Origin of the sequence: Sphaerisporangium dianthi (genome assembly GCF_042654065.1) — a bacterium.
Lineage (GTDB): Bacteria > Actinomycetota > Actinomycetes > Streptosporangiales > Streptosporangiaceae > Sphaerisporangium > Sphaerisporangium dianthi.
The window spans coordinates 70,257-93,276 of sequence record NZ_JBHSFP010000001.1 but is presented as its reverse complement, the minus strand read 5'-3'; the positions used below and the strand labels follow the sequence as shown (position 1 = coordinate 93,276).

Sequence of the window (23,020 nt, the reverse complement as noted above, 5' to 3'; positions counted from 1 at the left end):
GGGTCGTCCCGCGAGCGGGCGACCTTCTCGCGGGCCATGGGGGGATTGGCCGGACCACAAGGGCCTCCGCGTGTCGTATTTCAGGGTTGTTGCCCGGAAGTTACTCAGTCGCTCCAGCCTTTGCAATGCCTTTCAGAAATTTCCTGAAATTTGCTGAGAGCGCCGCGAAGGCGTGGCCCTGAGAGAAACAGCCCTGTCCCAGGAAAGGCGGAGGCACGGCTTCCCGAGAAAGCGCGCCGGCCTCAAGAAAGACGGAAGCGGTGCGGCTTTGGGGGAAGCCGCGGGTTCAGGCCGAGGGGACGCGCACCGGGATCTCGCCCCCCAGGGCGGCTCCCGAGGCGAGCTTCAGGTCGTCGCCGCTCCAGAAGCGGCCCGGGTCGTACCAGTTGAGGTGGCGGCCGGCGGGAAGCAGGCCCATGTCCTGGTACGTCGCGGCCACCACCTCGGCGCAGTACGCGGTCTCCAGGGCGGCCTCGTTGACCCGCCGCCGGATGGCGGGCACCCGCCCGCGCAGCCAGCGGCCGGCCAGCCGCGCCGTGGACGGGAACGGCGTGCCGTCCAGACGCGCGATGGTGCGCAGCAGCGCGTCCTCCATCTCGCGCGTGACCGGGCGGTCCAGCTGGCGCAGCCACGCCCGCTGCCCGTACCTGGTCGCCCACACCATGACCGCGTCGCGCAGGTCGTGGAGCTGGACGCCGCGCTGGTGGGTGCCCGACCACATGTCGGGCAGCGACCGCCCCAGCTCGGCGTGCCACATCAACGGCGGCATGTCCTCGATCACCACGGACATGCCGACATGGTTCACCGGGCTGTTGGTCGTCACCTGGATGGCCCGGTCGGGCGCCGAGCGCCCGCGGAACAGCCAGACGTCGCCGGTGCGGGTCAGATCAAGCGCCTCGTCGAGGCTTATGCTCACGCCGGACATCCCACTCCTCTTCCCAGTAGCCTGAGGACATGCGTTGGTGGAAGATACTGGGCCTCGCGGCCTTCGCGGGGGTAGCCGCGTCGGGAGCGGTCATCGTCCGGGCGGAGCGCCGCCGCCGCGCCTACTCCCCGGAGGAGATCCGCGCGCGCCTGCGCGACCGCCTCGCCGAAGCCTCCCCCGCAGATCCCTCACCCCAGCCCGGCCTCCCGGCGCCGTCATCTCCCGGGCATCCGCCCACGAACCCGGCCCCGGGCCCCCGCTGATCTCCGTTCCACGCGCGAACCCGGCCCCGGCTGACCTCAGCTTCACCCCACGAACCCGGCCCCCACTGACGTTCGCTTCACCCTCGAACGGGAGTCGGGCGTCGTGACACGTTCACCGGCGGTGGAGTCCCGCCGGCTTCTCTAAGCGCTGGGCGGCGTCGTACCGTGACCGAGGTCCTTCCTCTGATCGGCCACCTCGCCGTCACCGGGCCGTGGCGGCGGAGTGCCGATGGTGATGGGGCCGGCGAACGAGCCGCCCTGGACGACGGGCCCGCGCACCGTCCCGCTGATGCTGTTGCGGACGCGACCCTCCTCTGAGCCCGCCGTCTCGGCGGCCCCGGACGCCTGCCCCCGGCCGGAGGCATCCCCGGGAGCCCGCCGGGCGAGCACGACTCCGTAGGCGGAGAGGGCGAGGCCGGCGACTCCGGTGAAGGCGCCGAGAACGCTGGCGAACTTGTCGGCGTCGTCCAGGCCGGCCAAGGGGAACAACACTCCCAGCGCCACCAGGACCAGCCCGGTGGCGAGCACCGCCAGCCGGGTGAATCTCCGCTCTCGCGAACGCCTCATCCGGTGATTCTGACCTCCACCGGCAGCTCACGTACAGAGGGGGAGAAAGGATGTGGCGGCGCCGTCCGGCCGGTGGTCGGTGTGTGAAGTGCTTCGCCCTTTGCGCGGGCGACGGGAAAGTATCCTTTCCATAGCGGTTGTGCTGTTTTACGATTGCCTGGCATCTGGAGCCGAGGCGACGTGGGGCTGGCCATGGATGTGCCTGCGGGGGCACACGCGAGCGATGTGCCGGTCGAGACGTCCAGTTTCGTGGGACGGCGCCGGGAGGCTGCCGGGGTCGCGCGGATGCTCGGGGAATCCCGCCTGGTGACGCTCACGGGGGTGGGCGGCGTAGGCAAGACGCGCTTGGCGTCGCGCGTCGCCCATGGCATGACAGTCTGCTTCCCCGGCGGTGTGTGGCTGGTCGAACTGTCGCCGGTGCGGGCCCCCGAACTGCTCGTCGACGCGCTCCGCTCGGCGCTGGGCGTCCCCGCCCGGCCCGGCGTCACGGCGACGGCCGCACTGGAGGAGTACCTGTCGGGGCGGCGCGCGCTCATCGTGCTGGACACCTGCGAGCACCTGGTGGACGCCTGCGCCGAAGTGGTGAGTTCACTCCTGCGCGCCGCGCCGGGGCTCCGCGTGCTGGCGACCAGCCGGCGCGCGCTCGGGGTCCGCGGCGAGTCCAGGTTCCACGTCGAGCCGTTGCCCGTCGAGGGCGATCACGGCCCGGCGGGAGACCCGGGAGGGGACACGGGGGCGGCGCCCGTCGCGCTGGAAGGCGCGGTGGCGCTGTTCACCGACCGCGCCGCCTCGCTGGTGCCGGGTTTCACCGCCACGCCCGAGGTGGTGAGGCTCTGCCGGTGGCTCGACGGCATCCCGCTGGCGATCGAGCTGGCCGCCGTGCGGCTGCGCTCGCTGCCTTTGGAACAGCTCGTCGACCGTGCCGACGAGCGGTTCGACCTGCTCGCCGACGCCGGCCGCGCGGGGGTGGCGCGTCACCGGACGCTGCGCACCGCGGTCGGCTGGAGCCACGAGCTGTGCGAGCCGCTGGAACGCCTGCTCTGGGCCCGGCTGTCGGTGTTCGCCGCCGACTTCGACTTCGAGGCGGCGCTGGCGGTGTGCGCCGACGCCGAGAGCGACGTCGGCACGGGCCTGCGCGGCGAGGATGTCGAAGACCTCCTGCTCGCCCTGGTGGACAGGTCGATCGTGTCACGCGTCGACACCGGCGCGACCGTCCGCTTCAGCATGCTCGGCACCTTCCGCGAGTACGGCGCGGCATGGCTGCGAGAGCTGGGGCAGACCGCGCTGGTCAGGCGCCGCCACCGCGACCACTATCTGAGTCTCGCCCGGCGGTTCGACGCCGAGTGGTTCGGCCCCGGGCAGGCCTCCTGGTACGCGCGCGTGCGGCGCGAGCTGCCGAACCTGCGGACGGCGCTGGACTTCTGCCTCGCGAACCCCGCCGAGCGCGCCACCGGCCTCGACCTGGCGGGACGCCTCGCCTTCTTCTGGCTGGCCTGCGGCTTCGTCGCCGAGGGGCGCCGCCACCTGCGGAGGGCGCTGTCGCTCGCACGGGCCCCCGGGCCTGCCCTGCCGCAGGCGCTGTGGGCCTCCGCGTGGCTCGCCGACCTGCAGGGAGATGTCGACGAGGCCAACGACCTCGCCACCGAATGCCTGGCGCAGTCGTTCGCCCGGGAGGATCTGGCCGCGGTGGGCTGGGGCACCGTCTGCTGCGCCAACACCGGCGTGCGCGCGGGGTACGTCAACGAGGCCCTGTCCATGTACGAGCAGGCGCGCGAGACGCATCAGCAGGGCGGCGACGGCGGTGCGGGCCTGGCGATGGCGCTCACCGGACAGGCGTACGCGCTCTCGCGGCTCGGGAGATTCGACGAGGCCCTCGCCTGCCTGCGGTGGCAACGCTCGTTGTGCGACTCGTGGGGGGACATCTGGGTGCGCTCCTCGGGTGAGTGGGTGAGCGGCCTCATCGCGGTCGCCCGCGAGGACTACGCCGCGGCCGACAGGTACGCCCGCGCGTCACTGCGCCACAAGACGCTGGTCCATGACAGCCATGGCATGGCGATCGTGCTGGCGAGCCTCGCCCGCTCGGCCGCCGGGCTCGGCGACATGGACCGCGCGGCGCGGCTGCTCGGCAGCGGCGAGCTGGTCGAGGACAGCTTCGGCCTGCGGCTGTGCCTGCCGCGCGCGGACGGCCAGCGCGAGCAGGCCGAGTCGCGGGCCAGGGCGGCGCTCGGGGACCGCCGGTTCGACAGGGCGTTCGCCCGGGGCCGCGAGCTGGACGTCGAGAGCGCCCTCGCATACGCGCTCGCCGACACCCCCACCGGCACCCGCACCTGATATCGCGGCAGATCACGGACATGTTTCGGCGACCGCTGGACAACCTTCGAGAAGGCCGGGAAAATCCGGACGAGTAGCGTTCACTCGAATGTGTTGACATTAATGCCAAAAATGACATTATTCAGCCATGCGTGAGGAAGCCGAGCGGCTGCTGCTGATCCAGGATGACTTCGAGCGCTTCCGCGCCGCCACGCGGCTGCTGGTGGATCTGGACGATCTGATCTTGGAGATCTCGCGCATCCGCAACGAGAGCGCGTCCCGGATGCAGATCATCTCGGTGACCCCGCCCGTCCGGTCGGACGACGCCCTGCCGGACGACGCGAGGGCCGTGCTCGAATGCATCCGCAGGACCGGGGCCCAGCGCTTCCGCCGGCGGGATATCTTCCGCCGCCTGGCCCGCCGCTTCAAGAGGGTCGCGGCCATGGTCCCCGCGCTGGACCTGCTGGAGGCCGCGGGGTACATCCGCAAGATCGAACCCACCGTCGCCGCCGGCCAGCCTGGACGGCGGCGCTCGCCGGAGTACGAGGTGCGCCTTTGACGGCCTCTAATGATCCGCTGGTGGTCCCGCGGGGTCAGGCCTGCGGAGCGGGGGTCGGCGTGGCCGGGTCGGGCGGCGGGAGGTCGCGCTGCTGAAGCATCACCGCGTCCGTGACGGCGTCCTCCGCGATCATGGCGTCCCCCGCCGCGATCGTGGCGTCCGGGTGCCTGACCGCGCCGATTCCGGTGGTGGTGTCGCCCGGATTCACGGCGTCGCCGATGATCATCGCGTCCGTCGAGGTGATGGCCTCGGCCGCGTCCGCCGTCGTGGGCGGGACGCGAAGAAGGGCTTCGTCGATGGTCTCGTAGGTGTCGAAGGCATTGCGCAGCCCCGTGATGGTCAGCACCCGCAGTAATGTGCCCTGCACGCCGCTGATCATGAGGGCGCGCCCGGTCTCTTCGCTTCGGCGCAGGGTGGCGATGAGCTCGCTCAGGCCCACGGAGTCGCAGAAGGTCACGGCGGTCAGGTCGAGGACGACGGCCGGCACCCCCGGCACGTCCCAGTAGCGGGAGAGTTCCTCTCTGAGGAGGACCGCCGCACGGTAGTCGAGTTCGCCCGCGGCCTCCACGACGAGGGCACCGTGCCGAATCGCCGAAGAAAGAACCAATCCCGTATGCGGATCGGCGCCAAACTGCATGATCAACTCCTTTGGCCTGCGGGTTTCAGGGCAGGCGTGCATACCTTCCTACCAGGTTCGGCCGACCTGCATGGCCACTCGGCATCGCGGGTGGGGATGTCCAGGGGGGCGCATGCGGCGCGTGTGAGGGCTCTTGTGCAGGTGGGGCAGGGGAAGCGGCGGAGCAGATGGCGGGATGGGCGCGGGTCGAATCAGGGCGCGGGACGACATCCCCGAAGCGTGACGGTCAGGGCCGCGACCGCGCCTGCGACCGGCGTACGCCGTCGGTGGTCCCGTGTCAGCGCACGCCGGTCGTACGCCGTCGGTGGTCCCGCGTGTCAGCGTACGACCGGCGTGCGGGGTCGGTGGTCCCGTGTCAGCGGGTGGGGACGATCACCGTCACGCCCGGCGTCCCGGCGGTGGCCATGGTGGTGAGGGCCTGCGGCACCTCCTCAAGGCCGATGGTGCGGGTGATGAGGGAGCCGGGGCGGAGACCGCCGCCGGCGATCATCTCCAGCATCTCCGGGTAGGCGTGCGCGGCCATGCCGTGACTGCCGAGGATCGTGAGCTCCAGCGCGATCACCCGGTCCATCGGGACGGGCGGGTGCCCGGCGGCCCGGGGGAGCAGGCCGACCTGGACGTGCCGCCCGCGCCGCCGCAGGCTCTCGACGGCCGCGCCCAGGGTCGCGGCGGCGCCGAGCGCGTCGACCGTCAGATGGGCACCGCCGCCGGTGATCTCCCTGACCTGGGCGGAACCGTCCCGACCGGCGTCACGCGCGTCGCCGTGGTCGTCCGGCGAGGCCGGTGATCCGGCCGAAGCGGGCCGGAGGAGGACGGTGTGCGCGGCGCCGAGACGGGCGGCCAGTTCTAGGGCGGCGGGGGAGACGTCGACGGCGACCACGCGGGCCCCGGCCGCGGCGGCGATCATCACGGCCGACAGCCCGACGCCGCCGCACCCGTACACCGCCACCCACTCGCCCGCCGCGACCCGCCCCTGGGCGACGACCGCGCGGAAGGCGGTGGCGAAGCGGCAGCCGAGGCTCGCGGCGGTGGAGTAGGACATCTCTTCCGGCAGCCCGACGAGGTTGACGTCCGCGTCGCCGATCGCGACGTAGCCGGCGAACGACCCCCAGTGGGTGAACCCGGGCTGCGTCTGGTTCTCGCAGACCTGCTGGTCGCCCGCCGCGCAGGCGGGGCAGCGCCCGCACGCGCACACGAACGGCGTGGTGACCCGGTCGCCGGGACGCCATCCGCGCACGTCGTCGCCGACCGCCTCGACGACGCCCGCCAGCTCGTGCCCCGGCACATGCGGAAATTTCTGGATATCGGAGTCGTGGCCCATCCAGCCGTGCCAGTCGCTGCGGCAGAGCCCGGTCGCCTCCACCCGGATCACCGCGCCCGCGCGCCCCGGCGCCGGATCGGCGACCCCGCGCACCTCAGGCTGTTCGCCGAACCCGTCATACTGCACAGCGCGCACCGGCAGGCCTCTTCTCGCTCGCCTCTCGGCGGATCCCGGCCGGGACGTCCCCGGCGCCGGCACCCCGGACACGACCGATTGTGCCGCCCCGTCCCGACCGGACCCCCACCGCCTCGGTCTCCGTGCCCGCCGCTGCCGCCGCGCGGGCGGGCACTCCGCCTCCGCGAATCGGCGGAACACGGCGGCCGAATCCGCCGAGCAGGCCAAGTACGCCGAGCAGGCCGAGCAGGCCGAGCAGGCCGAGCACGCCGATCAGGCCGGCGTCCCGTTTCCGGAGGGCGCGGCCGTGAGCTCGTCGTCCTCCTCGGGCATCGGGTCGGGCAGGCGCCACCCGGCGATAAGGTGCGGCAGGATCAGGTGGGTCGTGAACAGCCCGAAGACGAAGACAGAGAGCGCCAACGCGGGGAGGCGCACCATGTGGTCGTCATTTACCGGCAGGTTGAACACCAGGATCGTGCTCAGCCAGAGCATCCACCCCGTGCCGCGATGGGCGAGCGCTCGTACCCGCTGGCGCTCCGCGAGCTGGCGTTCGTCCAGCTTGTCCTCGGTCAGGCCGACCGCGCCGCCCGAGGCGACCAGCAGCACGGCGAACGCCCACGCGTAGACCACCAGGCCGAGGGCCGTGAGGCCGAACGTGGTCCACATCGCCGTGTCGCTCGGGGCGGTGAACCAGCAGAGGACCGCGTCGACGTACAGGGTGCCGACCGCGACGGCGCCCAGGGCGACGGCGGTCCGGCGTCCGCGGCGGGTGCCGTACCAGAAGAAGGGGATGCCGCGCCGGGCCTCGTTGATGCGCGTCTCGTTCAGCCTGCTCATCACTTCACGACCTCACTGCCCAGCCGGGGGAACGGCTTGAGCGAGAAAACGATCTCCACCGGCACGTCGAAGTACTCGGAGATGCGCAGCGCCAGGAAGAGGCTCGGGCTGTACTCGCCGCGCTCCAGATAGCCGATGGTCTGGTAGTGGACGCCGAGAGCGGCGGCCAGGTCCTTGCGGGAGACCCCGCGCTCCGCCCGGAGCATCGAGATGCGGTTGTAGACGTCTTCACCGGACATCGGGGTGATCTCCCCGCGGCGCGGCCTCGGAGTGCGAAGCCCCGTGATCGGGTGGCCGCCTCGGTTCGCGCGGCTCCACGACTGCAGTACTCATAGCGTGGAATGTAGTACATCTACTACATCTCGTCCAGATCATATGACGATCCGTCCGCCTTCTTCGCCGGGCCTGAAGGAGCGTTCCCCGCGTTATTTGACCGAATTGGGAGCTTCGGTGGAGCTGGAAGCGGATAGGGGTGGACGACCGACCGCCATAGGAGGGAGCCGTCGTCATGACGGACGTGTCGAGCAAGGGCCCCCAGCCGAACGACGAGCGCCCGGTGCTGACCAATCGGCAAGGCCACCCGGTCTACGACAACCAGAACCAGCGGACGGTAGGCGCGCGTGGACCGGCCACGCTGGAGAACTACCAGTTCCTTGAGAAGATCAGCCATTTCGACCGTGAACGCATCCCCGAACGCGTCGTGCACGCGCGCGGGATCACCACGTACGGCTACTTCGAGGCGACCGGATACCTCGGGGACGAGCCGATCGGCCGGTACACCCGCGCCGTCCCGTTCAGCGAGCCCGGCAAGCGGACCGACGTGGCCGTGCGGTTCTCCACCGTCATCGGCGGCCGCGACTCCTCGGAGTCGGCCCGCGACCCGCGCGGCTTCGCGGTGAAGTTCTACACCGAACACGGCAACTGGGATCTGGTGGGCAACAACCTGGCGGTGTTCTTCATCAGGGACGCCATCAAGTTCTCCGACGTGATCCACGCGCTCAAGCCGGACCCGGTGACGTTCCGGCAGGAACCCAGGCGCATCTTCGACTTCATGTCGCAGACGCCCGAGTGCATGCACATGCTCGTCAACCTGTTCAGCCCCCGGGGCATCCCGTCCGACTACCGCCACATGCAGGGGTTCGGGGTCAACACCTACAAGTGGGTGAACGAGCGCGGCGAGACCCACCTGGTGAAGTACCACTGGATGCCCAAGCAGGGCGTCAGGAGCATGACCGCGGCGGACGCGGCGATCGTCCAGGGCCGGGACCTCGGGCACGCCACCAAGGACCTGCAGGACGCCATCGACCGCGGCGACCACCCCGAGTGGGAGCTGCTGGTCCAGATCATGAGCGACGACGAGCACCCCGAGCTCGACTTCGACCCGCTCGACGACACCAAGGTGTGGCCGGAGGACCGGTTCCCCGCGATGCCGGTCGGGCGGATGGTGCTCGACAGCAATGTCGCCAACTTCTTCGCCGAGAACGAGCAGATCTCGTTCGGCACGGGCGTGCTGATCGACGGGCTCGACTTCTCCGACGACAAGATGCTCGTCGGGCGCACCTTCTCCTACAGCGACACCCAGCGCTACCGGGTGGGGCCGAACTACCTGCAGCTGCCGGTGAACCATGCGAAGAACGCCCAGGTGCGCACCAACCAGCGCGACGGCCTGATGACCTACCACGTCGACGGCCAGGGGGAGAACCCGCACGTCAACTACGAGCCCTCGATCACCGGCGGGCTCCGCGAGGCGGAGTACCCGGTCAACGACGAGCAGGGCCCGGTCATCAGCGGGCGGCTCACGCGCAAGCGCATTCCCAGGACCAACGACTACGCGCAGGCGGGCGAGCGGTACCTGCTCATGGAGCAGTGGGAGCGCGACGACCTGGTGCTCAACTTCACCACCTTGCTGGCCCAGTGCGACCGGCCCGTCCAGGAGCGCATGGTCTGGCACCTGCTCCTGGTGGAGGACGACCTCGGGCTGCGCGTCGGCGCCGGTCTCGGCATCGGCCCCGAGGACGTGGCGCACCTGGAGCCGCTGGCGAGCCAGGACCTGACCGACGAGGACCGCGACCGCCTGTCCAAGCTGGGCAAGAACGGCCCGCGTGACGTGACGGGCCGGAAGATGACCCACTGCGTGCCCAACGAGCGGTTCGTCCCCTAGCGTCCCCTAGCGGCAGTACCGGTGGCGACGTCTACGACCGGTGCGTCGAGGGATGCGCTGGAGCCGGGACGCGAACACGAAGATCCGGTCTCCTGCGGACGGCCTTCCACGACCGTCGGTAGGGGGCCGGATCTTCGTGTGTCGTCACCACCGTGATGCGGTCCGCCGCCGTGTCCGGTCGCCGTGCGGACGAGATCTCAGCCGGACGGAGGACCGGTGGCACCGTCGTGCGCGGGTTTGCGGCGCCGAGGGGCGGGCAGCCGCGATCGCACAGGGAACGGCGGGCGGGCGCGTGCGGCGCCGATGCGGAGACGGTGCACGAGATGACTCATCAGGACATCGAGCGTCGCAAACTCCACAGGTTCGGCGAGCAGGGCCGAAAGGGCGGAGCCGTTCCGGAGGGCCGCGAGGTCGGGGCCGTGCCGGACGGCCCGCTGTCGCTGTCCGGCCGGTCGTGGTGGTCGGTGCTCAAGCGCACCGTGCGGGAGTTCCAGGAGGACAAGGTCACCGACTGGGCGGCGGCCCTCACCTATTACGCGGTCCTGTCGATGTTCCCCGCGCTGCTGGCCGCCGTCTCGCTGCTCGGCCTGTTCGGCCGCGCGGCCATCCAGCCGCTCATCGACAACCTCGGCGCCATCGCCCCCGGCCCGGCCCGCGAGATCCTCGGGAGCGTGCTGCAGGCCCTCCAGGGCAGCCCGCGCGCGGCCGGGATCACCACCGCCATCGGCATCGGCGTCGCGCTGTGGTCGGCCTCCGGGTACGTCGGGGCGTTCATGCGGGCGGCGAACGTCATGTACGAGATGCCGGAGGGCCGGCCCATCTGGAAGACGCTGCCGCTGCGGGTCGGCATCACCGCCGTCCTGGTCGTCCTGACGGCCGCCGGCGCCGTCGCGGTCGTGTTCACCGGCGGCCTCGCCGACCAGGCCGGGAAGGTGCTCGGCATCGGCGACACCGCGCTGACCGTCTGGAGCGTCGCCAAGTGGCCGGTGCTGGTCGTCGCGGTGGCGGTCGTCCTGGCCCTGCTGTACTGGGCCGCGCCCAACGTCGAGCACCCGGGGTTCCGCTGGGTGACCCCCGGCAGCATGCTGGCGGTCCTCCTGTGGATCGTCGCCTCCTTCGCCTTCGGCTTCTACGTGGCCAACTTCTCCTCCTACAGCAAGACCTACGCGGCGCTGGCCGGCGTCATCGTCTTCCTCGTCTGGCTGTGGATCACCAACATCGCCGTGCTGCTGGGGGTGGAGTTCGACGCCGAATTGGCCCGGGGCCGCGCCATCGCCGCCGGCCGGCCCGCCGACGCCGAGCCCTACGTGGCACCCCGCGACACCAGGAAGATGGACGACGCGGACACCGCGCGGATGGGCGACGCGGACCCCTCGAAGGCGGGTGACGCGGACACCGCGAGGGCGGACGGCGACGCGGAGATCGGTCCGCGGGGGGAGGGCGGCGGGCCCTCCGGCGGAGGACGGTAGCGTTCGGCCATGACTGCTTCACCCCGGCAGTGGCGGGTCCGGCGCGAGTTCACCCTCATCAAGGGAGCCGCCGCGGCCGCCTTCGCCGTCACCGCCTTCGCAGTGTCGGATGACCCGCGCGGCATGCTGCTGTGCGCGGCGGCGGCCGTGATGCTGGCAGGGTTCGCCTTGCGCGACGTCCTGGCCCCGGTGCGGCTGGCCGCCGACGAGAGCGGCCTCACCGTGGTGACCGGCCTCACCCGGCGCGAGCGGGTGCCCTGGCCGCTCGTCGCGCACATCCGGGTCGCCGCCAACGCCCGGTACGGCCTGCGCTGGGACATGCTGGAGATCGAGACCGCCGAGGGACTGCACCTGTTCTCGTCGCACGAGCTCGGCACCTCGTGCGTGGAGGCCGCGGAGGAGCTGTTCCGGCTCAGGCAGGCCTGAGCGCGGCCCGCGGGCAGAAAGCGCTCTCTCGCGGCGCGCCCTGCCCGGGACGGCGTCCGCGGGCCGAGGGCCGAAAGTTCCATCGACGCCGTCCTCCCGTTCGATGACGTTCCCGTCCTTGCGGCCGCATCCGTCGACCGCCTCCGGAGAGCGCTCTATCGCACTCTTGACTCGGCGGTGTCACATGGTCAGTATCCGAACAGTGCGGCCGCGGGGGGCCGTGACGACCCGCGCAGTGCGACGAGAACGGACGCTCCATGACCAGACCGCCTGTCCGATCAAGAGCCCGCCGCCGCGCCGCGGCGCTACTGGCGAGCCTCGCGCTCCTCGGCGCCGCCGCCGGGACGCCGGCCGCCGGCGCCGACAGCGCGGCCGGCGGCGCCAGAGGCCACAGGCAGCCGGTGATCGGCGCACCCGCCCTGGACGAGCACGGCTGCGCCCGCGTCGAGAAGACCTTGCCCACGCTCGCCGACTGGCCCAAGGTCGTCAGCCGGGTCAAGAAGAACCCCGCCGACGAGCGGCGCATCGCGAAGATCGTCTCCGGTATGACCCTGGCCGAGAAGGTCGGCCAGATGACCCAGCCGGACATCACCGCGATCACTCCGGCCGAGGTCGCGCAGTACTTCATCGGGACGGTGCTGAACGGCGGCGGCGCCTGGCCGGGCCGCGACAAGCACGCGCCGCAGAAGGCCTGGCTCGACCTCGCGGACGCGTACTGGCAGGCGTCCCTCTCCACCAGGACGAAGATCCCCGTCATCTGGGGCATCGACGCCGTCCACGGCAACAACAACGTCTACGGCGCCACGATCTTCCCGCACAACATCGGCCTCGGCGCCGCGCACGACCCCTGCCTCGTCCGCGACGTCAGCGCGGCGACGGCCGCGCAGATCCGCGCCACCGGCCAGGACTGGGCGTTCGCCCCCACCCTCGCCGTCGTGCGCGACGACCGGTGGGGCCGCACCTACGAGGGCTTCTCGGAGGACCCGCGCATCACCCGCGCCTACGGCTACGAAGCGGTCCGCGGCCTGCAGGGCACCCACCCCCGAGGCGTCGGCGACAAGGGCGTCATCGCCACCGCCAAGCACTTCATCGGGGACGGCGGCACGCTCAAGGGCACCGACCAGGGCGTCAACCCCTCCTCCGAGGCCGAGATGATCAACCTCCACGGCCAGGGCTACTACGGCGCGCTCGCCGCCGGGGCGCAGACCGTCATGGCGTCGTTCAACAGCTGGACCAACGCCGACCTCGGCATCGACGAGGGCAAGATCCACGGCAGCAAGCGCGCCCTCACCGACATCCTCAAGGGCAAGATGGGCTTCGACGGCCTGGTCGTCGGCGACTGGAACGCCCACGGGCAGGTCACGGGCTGCACCAACTCCAGCTGTGCCCGCGCCATCAACGCCGGCATCGACGTCGTGATGGTGCCCAACGACTGGAAGGCGTTCATCGCCAACACCATCGCCCAGGTCCAGAGCGGCGAGATCCCGATCGCGCGCGTCGACGACGCGGTGACCCGCATCCTGCGCGTCAAGCTGCGCGCCGGGGTGTTCGGCGCGCCCAAGCCCTCCGCGCGTGCCTTCGCCGGCTCGGCCGAAGCGCTCCAGGCCAAGGCGCTCGCCCGCAAGGCCGTCCGCGAGTCGCAGGTCCTGCTCAAGAACAACGGCAAGGTGCTGCCGCTCGCGCCGGACTCCAAGGTGCTCGTCGTCGGCAAGAGCGCCGACAGCCTGCCGAACCAGAGCGGTGGCTGGAGCCTCACCTGGCAGGGCACCGGCAACACCAACGCCGACTTCCCGAACGGCACCACCATCCTCGGCGGCCTGCGCCAGGCGCTGGGCGAGGCGAACGTCACCTTCAGCGAGACCGCGGACGGCGTCGACCCCTCGGCGTACGACGCGGTCGTCGCCGTGATCGGCGAGACGCCGTACGCCGAGGGCGTCGGCGACCTCGGCCGCCGCACGCTGGAGGCCGCCAGACTCTACCCCGGCGACCTCGCCGTTCTGGACAAGGTCCACGGCAAGGGCGCCCCGGTCGTCACCGTCTACGTCACCGGCCGCCCCCTGTACGTCAACAAGGAGCTCAACCGCTCTGAGGCGTTCGTCGTGGCCTGGCTGCCCGGCACCGAGGGCGGCGGCGTCGCCGACCAGCTCGTGCGCACCTCGCGCTGGAGCAAGGGGTACACCGGCAAGCTGTCCTACTCCTGGCCCAAGGCCCCCTGCCAGACGCCGCTCAACCGGGGCGACGAGGGCTACGACCCGCTCTTCCCGCTCGGCTACGGCCTGCGCCACGGGCAGACCGGCTCGGTCGGGACCCTCGACGAGACCTCGCACGACGCCGCGTGCGGCTCGACCGGCGGCGGGGGCGGCACCGCCACCGAGGACCTGGAGGTGTTCAACAGGACGGACGTCGCCCCGTACAAGAGCCTCATCGGCTCGGCCGAGAACTGGGGCGGAACCGAGATCGGCGCCGACGGCGAGGCCGCCCACTCGGAGATCAACGTGGTGCCCGCCGACGTCAACGTGCAGCAGGACGGCCTCAAGGCCACCTGGACCGGCGCCGGGCCCGCGCAGATCTACATGCAGAACCCGGCGGGCGGCGCCGACCTGCGCGGCTACCTCAACGCCGACGCGGCCCTGGAGTTCGACACCATCGTCCACCAGCCGCCGGTCAACCGCACGGTGATTAGCGTTCACTGCGTCTACCCGTGCCTCGCGGAGGTGGTGGCGACCTCGCTGTTCCAGAACCTCCCGGCGGGGGGCAAGGCCACCGTCAAGATCCCGGTGTCCTGCTTCTCCCCGAACCTGGACTTCGAGAACGTCAACACCCCGTTCCTGGTCTACACCGACGCCGCCTTCTCGGCCTCCTTCGCCAACGTCCGCTGGGTCCCCGGCGGCGCCAAGGACCCAGACGCCCGCAAGTGCTCGGACCTGACATAGGAGCCGTCCGGAGGGAAGTCAGCCCAGCGCGGCCGCCTTGCGCAGCAGCACGGAGCGTTCGCGCTGGTTGGCGCACAGCCGGGCGGCCAGCTCCAGCTCGGCGCGCGCCTCCGTTCGCCGGCCGAGGCGGGCCAGCAGCTCCCCGCGCACGGTCGGAACCAGGTGCGAACCGGGGAGCCGGTCCGCGGCGATCAGCTCGTCCACGATGGCCAGGGCCCGCGCCGGACCCGAGGCCATGGCCACGGCGACGGCCCGGTTGAGCTCCACCACCGGCGAGGGCGCGACCCGGCCGAGCGCCTCGTAGAGCAGCACGATCCGGTCCCAGTCGGTCGCCTCGACCGAGGGCGCCGACGCGTGGACGGCGGCGATCGCGGCCTGCAGGCCGTAGGGGCCGAGGCCGCCGGCCGATGCCCTGGCCAGCGCGGCCAGCCCCCGCCGGATCGCCGGGCAGTCCCACAGCCGCCGGTCCTGGTCCTCCAGCAGGACCGGCGTGCCGTCCGGGCCGGTCCTGGCAGGGAAGCGCGCGGCCGTCAGCTCGCACAACGCGAGCAGGCCGTGCACCTCCGGCTCCTCCGGCTGCAGCGCGGCCAGCATGCGGGCCAGCCGGATCGCCTCGTACGCGATGTCGGGGCGCAGCAGCCGGTCGCCCGACGTGGCCGTCGACCCCTCGGTGAAGATCACGTACAGGACGCTGAGCACGCCGCCCAGCCGTTCCCGGCGCTCGCCGGCCGGCGGCGGCTCGAACGGCACCCCGGCCGCCGCGATCGTCTTCTTGCCCCGGGTGATGCGGGCCTGCACGGTCGGCACGGGTACCAGGAACGCGCGGGCGATCTCCTCGCTGGACAGGCCGCCGACCACGCGCAGGGTCAGCGCCACCCGGGCCTCACGGGAGAGCACCGGGTGGCAGCTGACGAACATCAGCGCCAGGACGTCATCGTCGATCCTGTCGGGATCGATCTCCTGGTCGACCGCGGGCTCGGCCGCCAGCAGGGCGTACCGGTCCTGGAGGGCGGCCCGGCGGCGGATCGCGTCGATCGCCCGCCGCCGGGCCGTGGCCATCAGCCAGCCGGCCGGATTGGCCGGGGAGGCGCGCGGCCACGACACCAGCGCCTCGGCCACCGCCTCCTGGGCCGCGTCCTCGGCCAGCCCGAAATCGCCGGTGAACCGGGTCAGCGCGGCGACGATGCGGGCCGACTCGATCCGCCAGACGGCCTCGACGTCGGCCGTGCCCATCAGGTCCGGCCGTCGCTCTCGCCGCCCTGCGGGGTCTCGTCGGCCTCGGCCACCCGCCGGACCTCGATCTTGGACCCGCGGACCGCCGGGACCCGCTCGGCCCACTCGACCGCCTCCTGCTTCGTGGCGACATCGATCATGAAGTAGCCGCCGAACAGTTCCCTGGTCTCGCCGTACGGCCCGTCCGTGACCACCGGCGCCTCGCCGCTGAAGTCGACCACGACGCCCTGGCCCGGATCGTCGAGCCCTTCGGCCGCGACGAGGACATCGGCCTTCATCATGTCCTCGATGAACTGGCGGGTCGTGGCCATCATCTCGTCGATGCCGGCCATCATGGCCGCGTTCGTCTCGTCGGTGCCCCGCATGATCAGCAGGTATCTCGACATCGCGTTCTCCTCCTCCGGCGGGGCCGCCCTTCGGCCCTCGCCCCCACATGTCGAACGAGCGGCCCGCCGATCGACACGGCCCCGGAGAAATCTTCCGCCGTGACGCGGCCGATCCTGTCAGACCGGCCCCTTGAGCGATGGCCGACGCGGGCGCCCTGCCGATGATGATGACCTGGTCGCGTCCGGCACGTCATCGACCCACTCGGCGATCGCGGTGCGCAGGACCGGTACCCGGCCACAGACGATCTCGCGGTTCACCCGGGGGCGCGTTACCCGGAGGCGCGTTCATCCGGAGGCGCGTTCCCCCGGCTCGGCCGGAGGGACGGTGTCCAGCCAGGCGGCGGCCTCGCGGGGCGCGCCGAAGCGGATCACGCGCAGGTGGGCGAAGCGGGGGTCGCGGGCGCGGCTTCCGATGTCGGCCCGGCGGGCGCCGTGCTGGGACCAGGCCCACCACGCGGGATGGTCCCGGCGGAACCAGCCGGCCAGGGTCTCGCGGTTGCCGCCGAAGACGCGCTCGCGCCGCAGCGTCCGGCGCAGCGAGCGGCGCAGGACGCGCGGCATGATGACCGCCCTCCCGTAGTCCAGCCAGACCACGGTGTCGGCCCGCTCCCACAGCAGGTCGCGCACCTCGGGGTAGCCCAGAGAGTCGAAGACCCAGGCGGGCGAGGCGGTGAGGGCGGCCACCTTGGCCGCGAACCCCTCGTCCACGCCCCAGCCGGGAGCCACATAGCGCAGGGCGTCCATCTCGTGGTAGGGCACGGCCAGGCGCCCGCTCAGGACGCGCGCCATGGTGGACTTGCCGGCCCCGCTGATGCCGACGACGAGAATCCGCTGCACCCGTGCAGCGTAAGGGCCCGAACGAACGCGCCCGGAGCCAGGGCCCGCCGCCGGACGAGATCGTCCTCGCGCCGCGCGTCAACAGACTGTAAGGAAGAGAGTCGGCACGTCCCTTCCGGCGAGAGAGGTCTCGGCGTAAGACTGGAAGGCGTGCATCTCGCGTCACTCCCCACGCGAACGGCCGTTCTGCGCGGCAGAAGCGGCGAACAGGACGCCGTGCGGCGGCTGCTGGACGGAGCCCGCGACGGCTCCGGCGGCGCCCTGCTGCTGATGGGCGGGCCCGGCATGGGCAAGAGCGCGCTGCTGGGCTTCGCCGCCGAGCAGGCGCGCGGCTTTCTTGTCCTGCGCACCGGCGGCGCCGAGGCGGAGCGCCGCCTGCCGTACTCGGCCCTGCACCGCCTGCTCCGCCCGGTCAGGGACGCCCGATCCCTGCTCCCCCCATCCCAGTCCGCCCTCCTCCTCGCCACCCTCCACCTCGGCCCCCCCACCCCGGCCCCGATCCCGGCCCCGTCTCCGGCTCTGATCCCACCCCAGCCCCAGCCCCAGCCCCCGGTCTCGGCTCCGGCTCCGGGTTCGGGTCCGGTCTCGGGCCCGGTCTCGGCTCAGCCTCCGGCTCCGGCCCCGGGTACGGCAGAGGGGTCGCCGGATCGGGTCCGTTCCGCCGAGCAGGCGGGGGACGGGCTGGACGTCGCCGCGGCGGTCCTCGACCTGCTGGCGATGCTGGCCGCCCGCAAGCCCGTCCTCGTCTGCGTCGACGACCTGCACCACCTCGACCCGGCGAGCCGCGACCTGCTCCTGTTCGCCGCCCGCCGCGTGTCCGGCGACCCGATCGTGCTGCTGTTCACCTCCCTGCCGCCCGGCAGGGCTCCCTCGCCGGGCGATCACGACCGGGCGTCGTGCGACCACGGCTGGGAGGCGGGGGAGGTCCCCGTGCGCGTCCTTCACCCGCTCGACGGGACCGCCGCCAGGCAGATGCTCGACGATCTCGTGCCGGCCGCGCTGGGCGAGGAGCCACGGGCGTCGATCGAGCGGCTCGCGCACGGCGTCCCCCTGGCCCTCGCCGAGCTCGCCGGCTCGCTCACCGCCGGTCAGGTCGCCGGCACACACGCGCCCCCCGCCTCCGTCCCGCCGGACGGCCGGCTCTGGCGTGCCTACACCCGCAGACTCGCGCGGCTGCCTTCCGCCACCCGCGACCTGCTTCTTCTGATCGCCGCCGACCCCGGCCTCGACATCCTCACCTTGATCGGCGCCGCCGAGCTGTGGCGCGACGACGGCACGACGCTCCCCGCCGGGCACGGACATGTGCTCGACCTGCTCGAACCGGCGGAGGCCGAGGGCATCCTGACGGCCGCCGACGAACGGTACGCCTTCGCCGAACCGGCGATGGGGCCGGTCGTCTACGCGGGCGCGTCCCTGGCCCGCAGGCGCGCGGCGCACCGCCTGCTGGCCCGGGTCCTCGACCAGGACCATCAGCGGCTGCGGCGGGCCTGGCACCGGGCCGCCGCCCTCGACGGCCCTCCCGGCGAACTGGCCGCGGAACTCGCCGACGCCGCCGAGACGGCGGCCCCGTACGGCGGCCACCCCGAGCCCTTCGTCGCCCTCGAACGCGCCGCCGAGCTCAGCGAGCAGGGCGAGGTCAAGGCCGCGCGGCTGGCGTCGGCCGCCCACCACGCGTCCATCTCCGGCCACCCGCAGCGGGCCAGGGCGCTGCTCGCCCGGCTCTCGCCGCTGGCGGTGCCCCACGAGATGCGTGGCCAGGCCGAGCTGCTGCGCGGCAACCTGGAGCTGCTCGGCGGCGAGACGGGCAACGCCCATGACAGGTTCCTGGCCGCCGCCGGATGGCTGCTCGACCGCGACCGCGCCCTCGGCGTGCGGGCCCTGGTCCGCGCGGCCGAGGCCGGGTACATGGCGGGCGATCATCAACGCTTCCTGGCCATCGCCCGCCGGGCCGCCGCGCTGCGCCGTCCCGACGACCGCCCGGCCACGCAGCTGATGTTCGAGTACCTCGAAGGCATGGCCGCGACCCTGCGCGGACGGCACGCCGAGGCCGCCGGTCCGCTGCGCCGCGTCCTGTGTCTGGCGCCCCGGGTGGACAGCCCGGCCCTGCTGGTCTGGGCGGGGGCCGCGAGCCTGTTGCTCGGCGACGACGCGAGCGCGCTCGCTCTCGCCTCCCGCGCGGTCGAATCCGCGCGCGGACGAGGAGGCGGATCGGCGCTGCCGCAGCTGCTCTCGACCGTCATCTACGCCGAGATGTGGATGGGCAGGTACGGCTCGGTCGCCCGTCACGCCGTCGAAGGGCTCAGGCTCGCCCAGGAGAGCGGCCAGCACTGCACGGCGGGCCACCACCTGGCGTGGCTGGCGATGGCCGCGGCCGTCCAAGGAGACAAGGAGTCGTGCCGCGCGCAGGCCACGGCCGCCATCGAAGTCGCGGACGCCCACGGCCTCGGGGTCGCGGCGGCCCTCGGCAACTGGGCGCTGGCCCATCTCGACCTGGCCTGCGGCCGCGTGGCCGACGCCGCGAACCGGCTGCACGGCGAGCTGCGGCACGGCCACGTCGTGATACGCGTCATGGCGACCCCCACCTTCATCGAGGCCGCGGCGCGCACAGGCGAGAGGCGGGACGCCGTCGCGGCGCTGGAGGTGCTCGACCGCTGGGTCGGCAGCACCCGCAGCCCCGACCGGCTCGCGCTGGCGGCCCGCTGTCACGCCCTGCTCGCCGGGCCGGGCGCGTCGGAGGAGCTGTTCCGCCATGCCCTCGACCTGCACCACCGCGGAGCGTGCGAGTTCGAGACGGCCAGGACGCAGTTGCTGTTCGGCGGCGCGCTACGCAGGGAGCGGCGTCCCGGCGCGGCGAGGGAACACCTCCACAGCGCACTGGACACCTTCGAACGGCTCGGCGCCCGCCTGTGGGCGGGTCAGGCGCGCGCCGAACTCCGCGCCGCCGGGCAGACCGTGCCGCCCGCCTCCGCGCCGGCGGCGCCGCAGGCGTCCCACCTGGCCCCGGCCGCGCGCCTCGCGGCGCGGCAGGAGCACATCGCGCGGCTCACGGCGCAGCAGGCGCACATCGCGCAGCTGGTCGCGGAGGGGGCCACCAACCGCGAGGTCGCCACGCGACTGTTCATCAGCCCGCGCACCGTCGAACACCACCTGAGGAACATCTTCGCCGAACTCGGCATCCGCTCCCGCGTCGACCTTGCCCGTCTCCTGTCCTGACGGCGCCGGCGCCGGTGAGCCCTTCCCGAGGCGGCGAGCCCTTCCCGAGGTGGCGTGTGCGGGCACCGGCTCACCGGTCGGCGGAAGGCTGGTGATTTCGCCGATGCGTGGGTGACCCGGCGATTCCACAATTGCGGCAGTCAGTAGCAGCAGAACAGTCCAGCCCCGTTGACCTGCGACGTTCCCCACATGCCCGGGTGGGGCGGTCGGTTCTGCCGGTCCCCCACCGACAGGGAGCACACGAACGTGCAGCCACGCGAGATTCTCTCCCTCACCCTCCTCCCCGCCGCCACCCCCCGCCACGAGCAGGCCGCCGTCCCCGGCCGGAGCGCCTCTCCCCGGATCGCCGTCGCGCGGAGGGCGCCCCGGCGTCCCTTCGGAGCACGGCTCATCGCCAAGGTGTTCCTGGCGCTGGCCCTGACCGGCGGCAGCGTCGCCTACGCCCCCGGCGCCCACGCGGCGGCCGGTCCCTACGAGCGGGGTCCCGCACCCACCGAGTCCAGCATCGAGGCGGCCCGCGGCCCGTTCGCGACCGCGCAGACCTCCGTCTCGTCGCTGAGCGTGAGCGGGTTCGGCGGCGGCACCATCTACTATCCGACCGACACCAGCCAGGGCACCTTCGGCGCCATCGCCATCTCTCCCGGCTACACCGCCACCTGGTCGACCCTCAGCTGGCTCGGGCCCAGGCTGGCCTCGCAGGGCTTCGTCGTCTTCGGCATCAACACCAACACCCTGTACGACCAGCCCGACAGCCGGGGCAGGCAGTTGCTCGCCGCGCTCGACTATCTCGTCAGGAGCAGCAGCAGCACGGTGAGGTCCCGCATCGACAGCACGCGCCTGGCCGTCGCCGGTCACTCCATGGGAGGCGGCGGCACGCTGGAGGCGGCGAACGCGCGGCCCTCGTTGCAGGCCGCCATCCCCATCGCACCGTGGAACCTGACCAAGATCTGGTCCGGAGTGCGCGTGCCCACCATGATCATCGGTGGCCAGGCGGACGCCATCGCCCCGGTGGCCACGCATTCCCAGCCGTTCTACACGAGCATCCCGTCGTCGACCGAGAAGGCGTACATGGAGCTCACGGCCGCCTCGCACTTCTTCCCGCAGACGTCCAACACCACGATGGCCAAGTACATGATCTCGTGGATGAAGCGCTTCATCGACGACGACACCCGCTATGACCAGTTCCTGTGTCCGGCGCCGCGCAGCATCGCGATCTCGGAGTACCGCGACACCTGCCCGCTCACCTAGCCGCGGCTCCGCGCGCCGTCCCCTCCGTGGCGGCGCGCGGACCGCTCCCGATGGCGGCCGCCGGCGCGGCCGATCCCGCGCTCAGCGGCTCCCGGCGAAGACCGGTGGCGTGCGGCCGGCCCACGGCATGGCCTCCTCGAGCTGCGCCGCGACGCGGAACAGCAGGTCCTCGCGGCCGTACGGGGCGACGATCTGCACCCCGATCGGCAGCCCGCTCGCGCTCAGGCCCAGCGGAAGGCTGATCGCCGGCTCGCCAGTGAGGTTGAACAACGGCGTGAACGGGCCATAGTCGAACAGCGAGTCCAGCCACGTCGCCACCGTGTGATCGGGATCGTTGTAGCGGAGCGTCCCGTGCGGCGCGGGCAACCGGGCGAGCGTGGGCGTCACGAGCAGGTCGTACTCGCCGAAGAAGGCGCCCACCGTCCGCCCCGCGCGGTTCTGCGCGTCGAACGCGCCGAGCAGCCGGTAGACGCTCATCTCCTTCAGCTCGGTGAACGCCCGCAGCGTCACCGCCTCCACCTCGGCCGGGTCCGGCGGCCTGAGCGCCGCCAGCAGCGGCGCGGCGACGGCGACCATCGCGAACGGCACCATCGCCCGCATGACGGTGTCCGCGCCGACGTCCGGTTCCGCCTCCCCGACGACGTGGCCCAGCTTCTCCAGCATCAGGCCCGTCTGGACGGCCGCCGCCGCCACCTCCGGATCCACCACCGCGCCCGACCACGCCCGCGTCGACAGCGCCACGCGCAACCTGCCGGGGTCCGCCCCGAGCTCCTCGGCGTACGGGCGCAGGGGAGGCGGAGCGGTGTACTTGTCGCCGGCGCAGGGCCCCTGGATCGCGTCGAGATAGTGGGCGGTGTCGCGCACCGTACGGCTCAGCCCCGACTCGACGGAGATGCCGAACAGCGCCTCTCCCACGTCCGGCCCGCACGGCACCCGCCCCCGGCTGGGTTTCAGCCCGACCAGCCCGCAGCACGAAGCGGGGATCCGGATCGAGCCCGCGCCGTCGCTGCCATGGGCGAGGGGCACGGCGCCCGCCGCGACCAAGGCGGCCGACCCTCCGCTCGACCCGCCGACCCCCCGTTCCAGGTCCCACGGGTTGCGCGTCGGACCGTACAGGACCGACTCGGTGGAGAAGCTGATCAACATCTCGGGCACCGTCGTCATGCCCAGCGTCACCAGGCCGGCGGCGCGGAGCCGCCGCATCAGATCGGTGTCGCGCGCGGCGACGGCGTGGACGCTGCGGCTCCCGCAGAAGAACGGCATCCCCTCCGCCGTCGGGCCGTTGTCCTTGATCAGGAACGGCACCCCGGCGAACGGCCCCTCTGAGGAGTGGTCGAGCGCCGGGGTGTACGGCGGCACCGCCAACCCGTTCACCTGGGCGTCGGCCACCTCCAAGGCCCGCCGCGCCACGCTCTCCACCTCCGCGGCGGTGACCTCTCCCGCGGCGATCAGGTCGCGCAACCCGATGGCGTCATGGCCCGCGTACTCGTGGAGTTCCACATCGTCCCCCTCTGCTCGCCGGTTCGCCCGGCTCCGGCCCGGGTGGTATGCCCCCGGCGCCTGGAGACCAGCATGGGCCGG

At 72.5% G+C, this 23,020-nt stretch carries 18 protein-coding genes; 8 read left to right on the top strand and 10 right to left on the bottom strand.

Translation table 11 applies throughout. The annotated features are described in order from the left end of the window. Positions 1-286: 286 nt before the first annotated feature. Both ACFO60_RS00450 and ACFO60_RS00445 read right to left on the bottom strand, forming a co-directional pair. Positions 287-925 carry a C40 family peptidase gene (locus ACFO60_RS00450; protein ID WP_380835575.1) on the bottom strand — a complete coding sequence of 213 codons (639 nt, stop codon included), beginning with the start codon at positions 923-925 and terminating at the stop codon, positions 287-289. 404 nt (positions 926-1,329) lie between these two features. Next, the gene (locus ACFO60_RS00445; protein WP_380835574.1) at positions 1,330-1,755 is read right to left on the bottom strand and encodes a hypothetical protein; all 426 of its coding nucleotides are present in this window, start codon (positions 1,753-1,755) and stop codon (positions 1,330-1,332) included. A 285-nt stretch (positions 1,756-2,040) separates the two neighbouring features. Between ACFO60_RS00445 and ACFO60_RS00440 the strand changes: the two genes are divergently transcribed. Continuing rightward, the gene (locus tag ACFO60_RS00440) at positions 2,041-4,086 is read left to right on the top strand and encodes an ATP-binding protein (protein WP_380835572.1); all 2,046 of its coding nucleotides are present in this window, start codon (positions 2,041-2,043) and stop codon (positions 4,084-4,086) included. A 127-nt stretch (positions 4,087-4,213) separates the two neighbouring features. Next, the gene (locus ACFO60_RS00435; protein ID WP_380835571.1) at positions 4,214-4,624 is read left to right on the top strand and encodes a hypothetical protein; all 411 of its coding nucleotides are present in this window, start codon (positions 4,214-4,216) and stop codon (positions 4,622-4,624) included. A 34-nt stretch (positions 4,625-4,658) separates the two neighbouring features. Here ACFO60_RS00435 and ACFO60_RS00430 read toward each other — a convergent pair whose 3' ends face one another. From ACFO60_RS00430 to ACFO60_RS00415, 4 genes are all read right to left on the bottom strand, one after another. Next, a complete protein-coding gene (locus ACFO60_RS00430) occupies positions 4,659-5,261 on the bottom strand; it encodes an STAS domain-containing protein (protein WP_380835569.1) in 603 nt (200 codons plus the stop codon). Positions 5,262-5,616: 355 nt separating this feature from the next. Next, positions 5,617-6,717 (bottom strand): zinc-dependent alcohol dehydrogenase family protein, encoded by a 1,101-nt coding sequence (locus ACFO60_RS00425; RefSeq protein WP_380835567.1) that lies wholly within the window; start codon positions 6,715-6,717, stop codon positions 5,617-5,619. A gap of 252 nt (positions 6,718-6,969) precedes the next feature. Then, positions 6,970-7,533, bottom strand: a complete 564-nt coding sequence (locus ACFO60_RS00420; protein ID WP_380835566.1) for a hypothetical protein — start codon at positions 7,531-7,533, stop codon at positions 6,970-6,972. Then, positions 7,533-7,772, bottom strand: coding sequence for a helix-turn-helix transcriptional regulator (locus tag ACFO60_RS00415; protein WP_380835564.1), 240 nt, complete (start codon positions 7,770-7,772; stop codon positions 7,533-7,535). Before ACFO60_RS00415 ends, ACFO60_RS00420 begins: the two co-directional genes overlap by 1 nt. Positions 7,773-8,041: 269 nt before the next feature. Here ACFO60_RS00415 and ACFO60_RS00410 point away from each other — a divergent pair, with 269 nt between their 5' ends. From ACFO60_RS00410 to ACFO60_RS00395, 4 genes are all read left to right on the top strand, one after another. After that, positions 8,042-9,694, top strand: a complete 1,653-nt coding sequence (locus ACFO60_RS00410) for a catalase (RefSeq protein WP_380835562.1) — start codon at positions 8,042-8,044, stop codon at positions 9,692-9,694. 323 nt (positions 9,695-10,017) lie between these two features. Beyond that, a complete protein-coding gene (locus ACFO60_RS00405; RefSeq protein WP_380835560.1) occupies positions 10,018-11,163 on the top strand; it encodes a YihY/virulence factor BrkB family protein in 1,146 nt (381 codons plus the stop codon). A gap of 9 nt (positions 11,164-11,172) precedes the next feature. Beyond that, positions 11,173-11,589, top strand: coding sequence for a PH domain-containing protein (locus tag ACFO60_RS00400; RefSeq protein ID WP_380835559.1), 417 nt, complete (start codon positions 11,173-11,175; stop codon positions 11,587-11,589). A 257-nt stretch (positions 11,590-11,846) separates the two neighbouring features. After that, positions 11,847-14,522 carry a glycoside hydrolase family 3 N-terminal domain-containing protein gene (locus tag ACFO60_RS00395; protein ID WP_380835557.1) on the top strand — a complete coding sequence of 892 codons (2,676 nt, stop codon included), beginning with the start codon at positions 11,847-11,849 and terminating at the stop codon, positions 14,520-14,522. Positions 14,523-14,540: 18 nt separating this feature from the next. Here ACFO60_RS00395 and ACFO60_RS00390 read toward each other — a convergent pair whose 3' ends face one another. From ACFO60_RS00390 to ACFO60_RS00380, 3 genes are all read right to left on the bottom strand, one after another. Next, positions 14,541-15,755: an RNA polymerase sigma factor gene (locus tag ACFO60_RS00390; RefSeq protein WP_380835556.1), complete on the bottom strand. Its 1,215-nt coding sequence runs from the start codon at positions 15,753-15,755 to the stop codon at positions 14,541-14,543. After that, a complete protein-coding gene (locus tag ACFO60_RS00385; RefSeq protein ID WP_380835554.1) occupies positions 15,755-16,141 on the bottom strand; it encodes a YciI family protein in 387 nt (128 codons plus the stop codon). Before ACFO60_RS00385 ends, ACFO60_RS00390 begins: the two co-directional genes overlap by 1 nt. Before the next feature lie 285 nt (positions 16,142-16,426). Next, the gene (locus tag ACFO60_RS00380; RefSeq protein WP_380835552.1) at positions 16,427-16,978 is read right to left on the bottom strand and encodes a P-loop NTPase family protein; all 552 of its coding nucleotides are present in this window, start codon (positions 16,976-16,978) and stop codon (positions 16,427-16,429) included. A 150-nt stretch (positions 16,979-17,128) separates the two neighbouring features. On the opposite strand from ACFO60_RS00380, the gene ACFO60_RS00375 reads away from it, so the two are divergent. Beyond that, positions 17,129-20,191 (top strand): helix-turn-helix transcriptional regulator, encoded by a 3,063-nt coding sequence (locus tag ACFO60_RS00375; protein ID WP_380835551.1) that lies wholly within the window; start codon positions 17,129-17,131, stop codon positions 20,189-20,191. Between the two features lie 390 nt (positions 20,192-20,581). Further along, positions 20,582-21,439, top strand: coding sequence for an alpha/beta hydrolase family protein (locus ACFO60_RS00370; RefSeq protein WP_380836410.1), 858 nt, complete (start codon positions 20,582-20,584; stop codon positions 21,437-21,439). Positions 21,440-21,520: 81 nt separating this feature from the next. Here ACFO60_RS00370 and ACFO60_RS00365 read toward each other — a convergent pair whose 3' ends face one another. After that, the gene (locus ACFO60_RS00365; protein ID WP_380835549.1) at positions 21,521-22,939 is read right to left on the bottom strand and encodes an amidase; all 1,419 of its coding nucleotides are present in this window, start codon (positions 22,937-22,939) and stop codon (positions 21,521-21,523) included. Positions 22,940-23,020 lie beyond the last annotated feature (81 nt).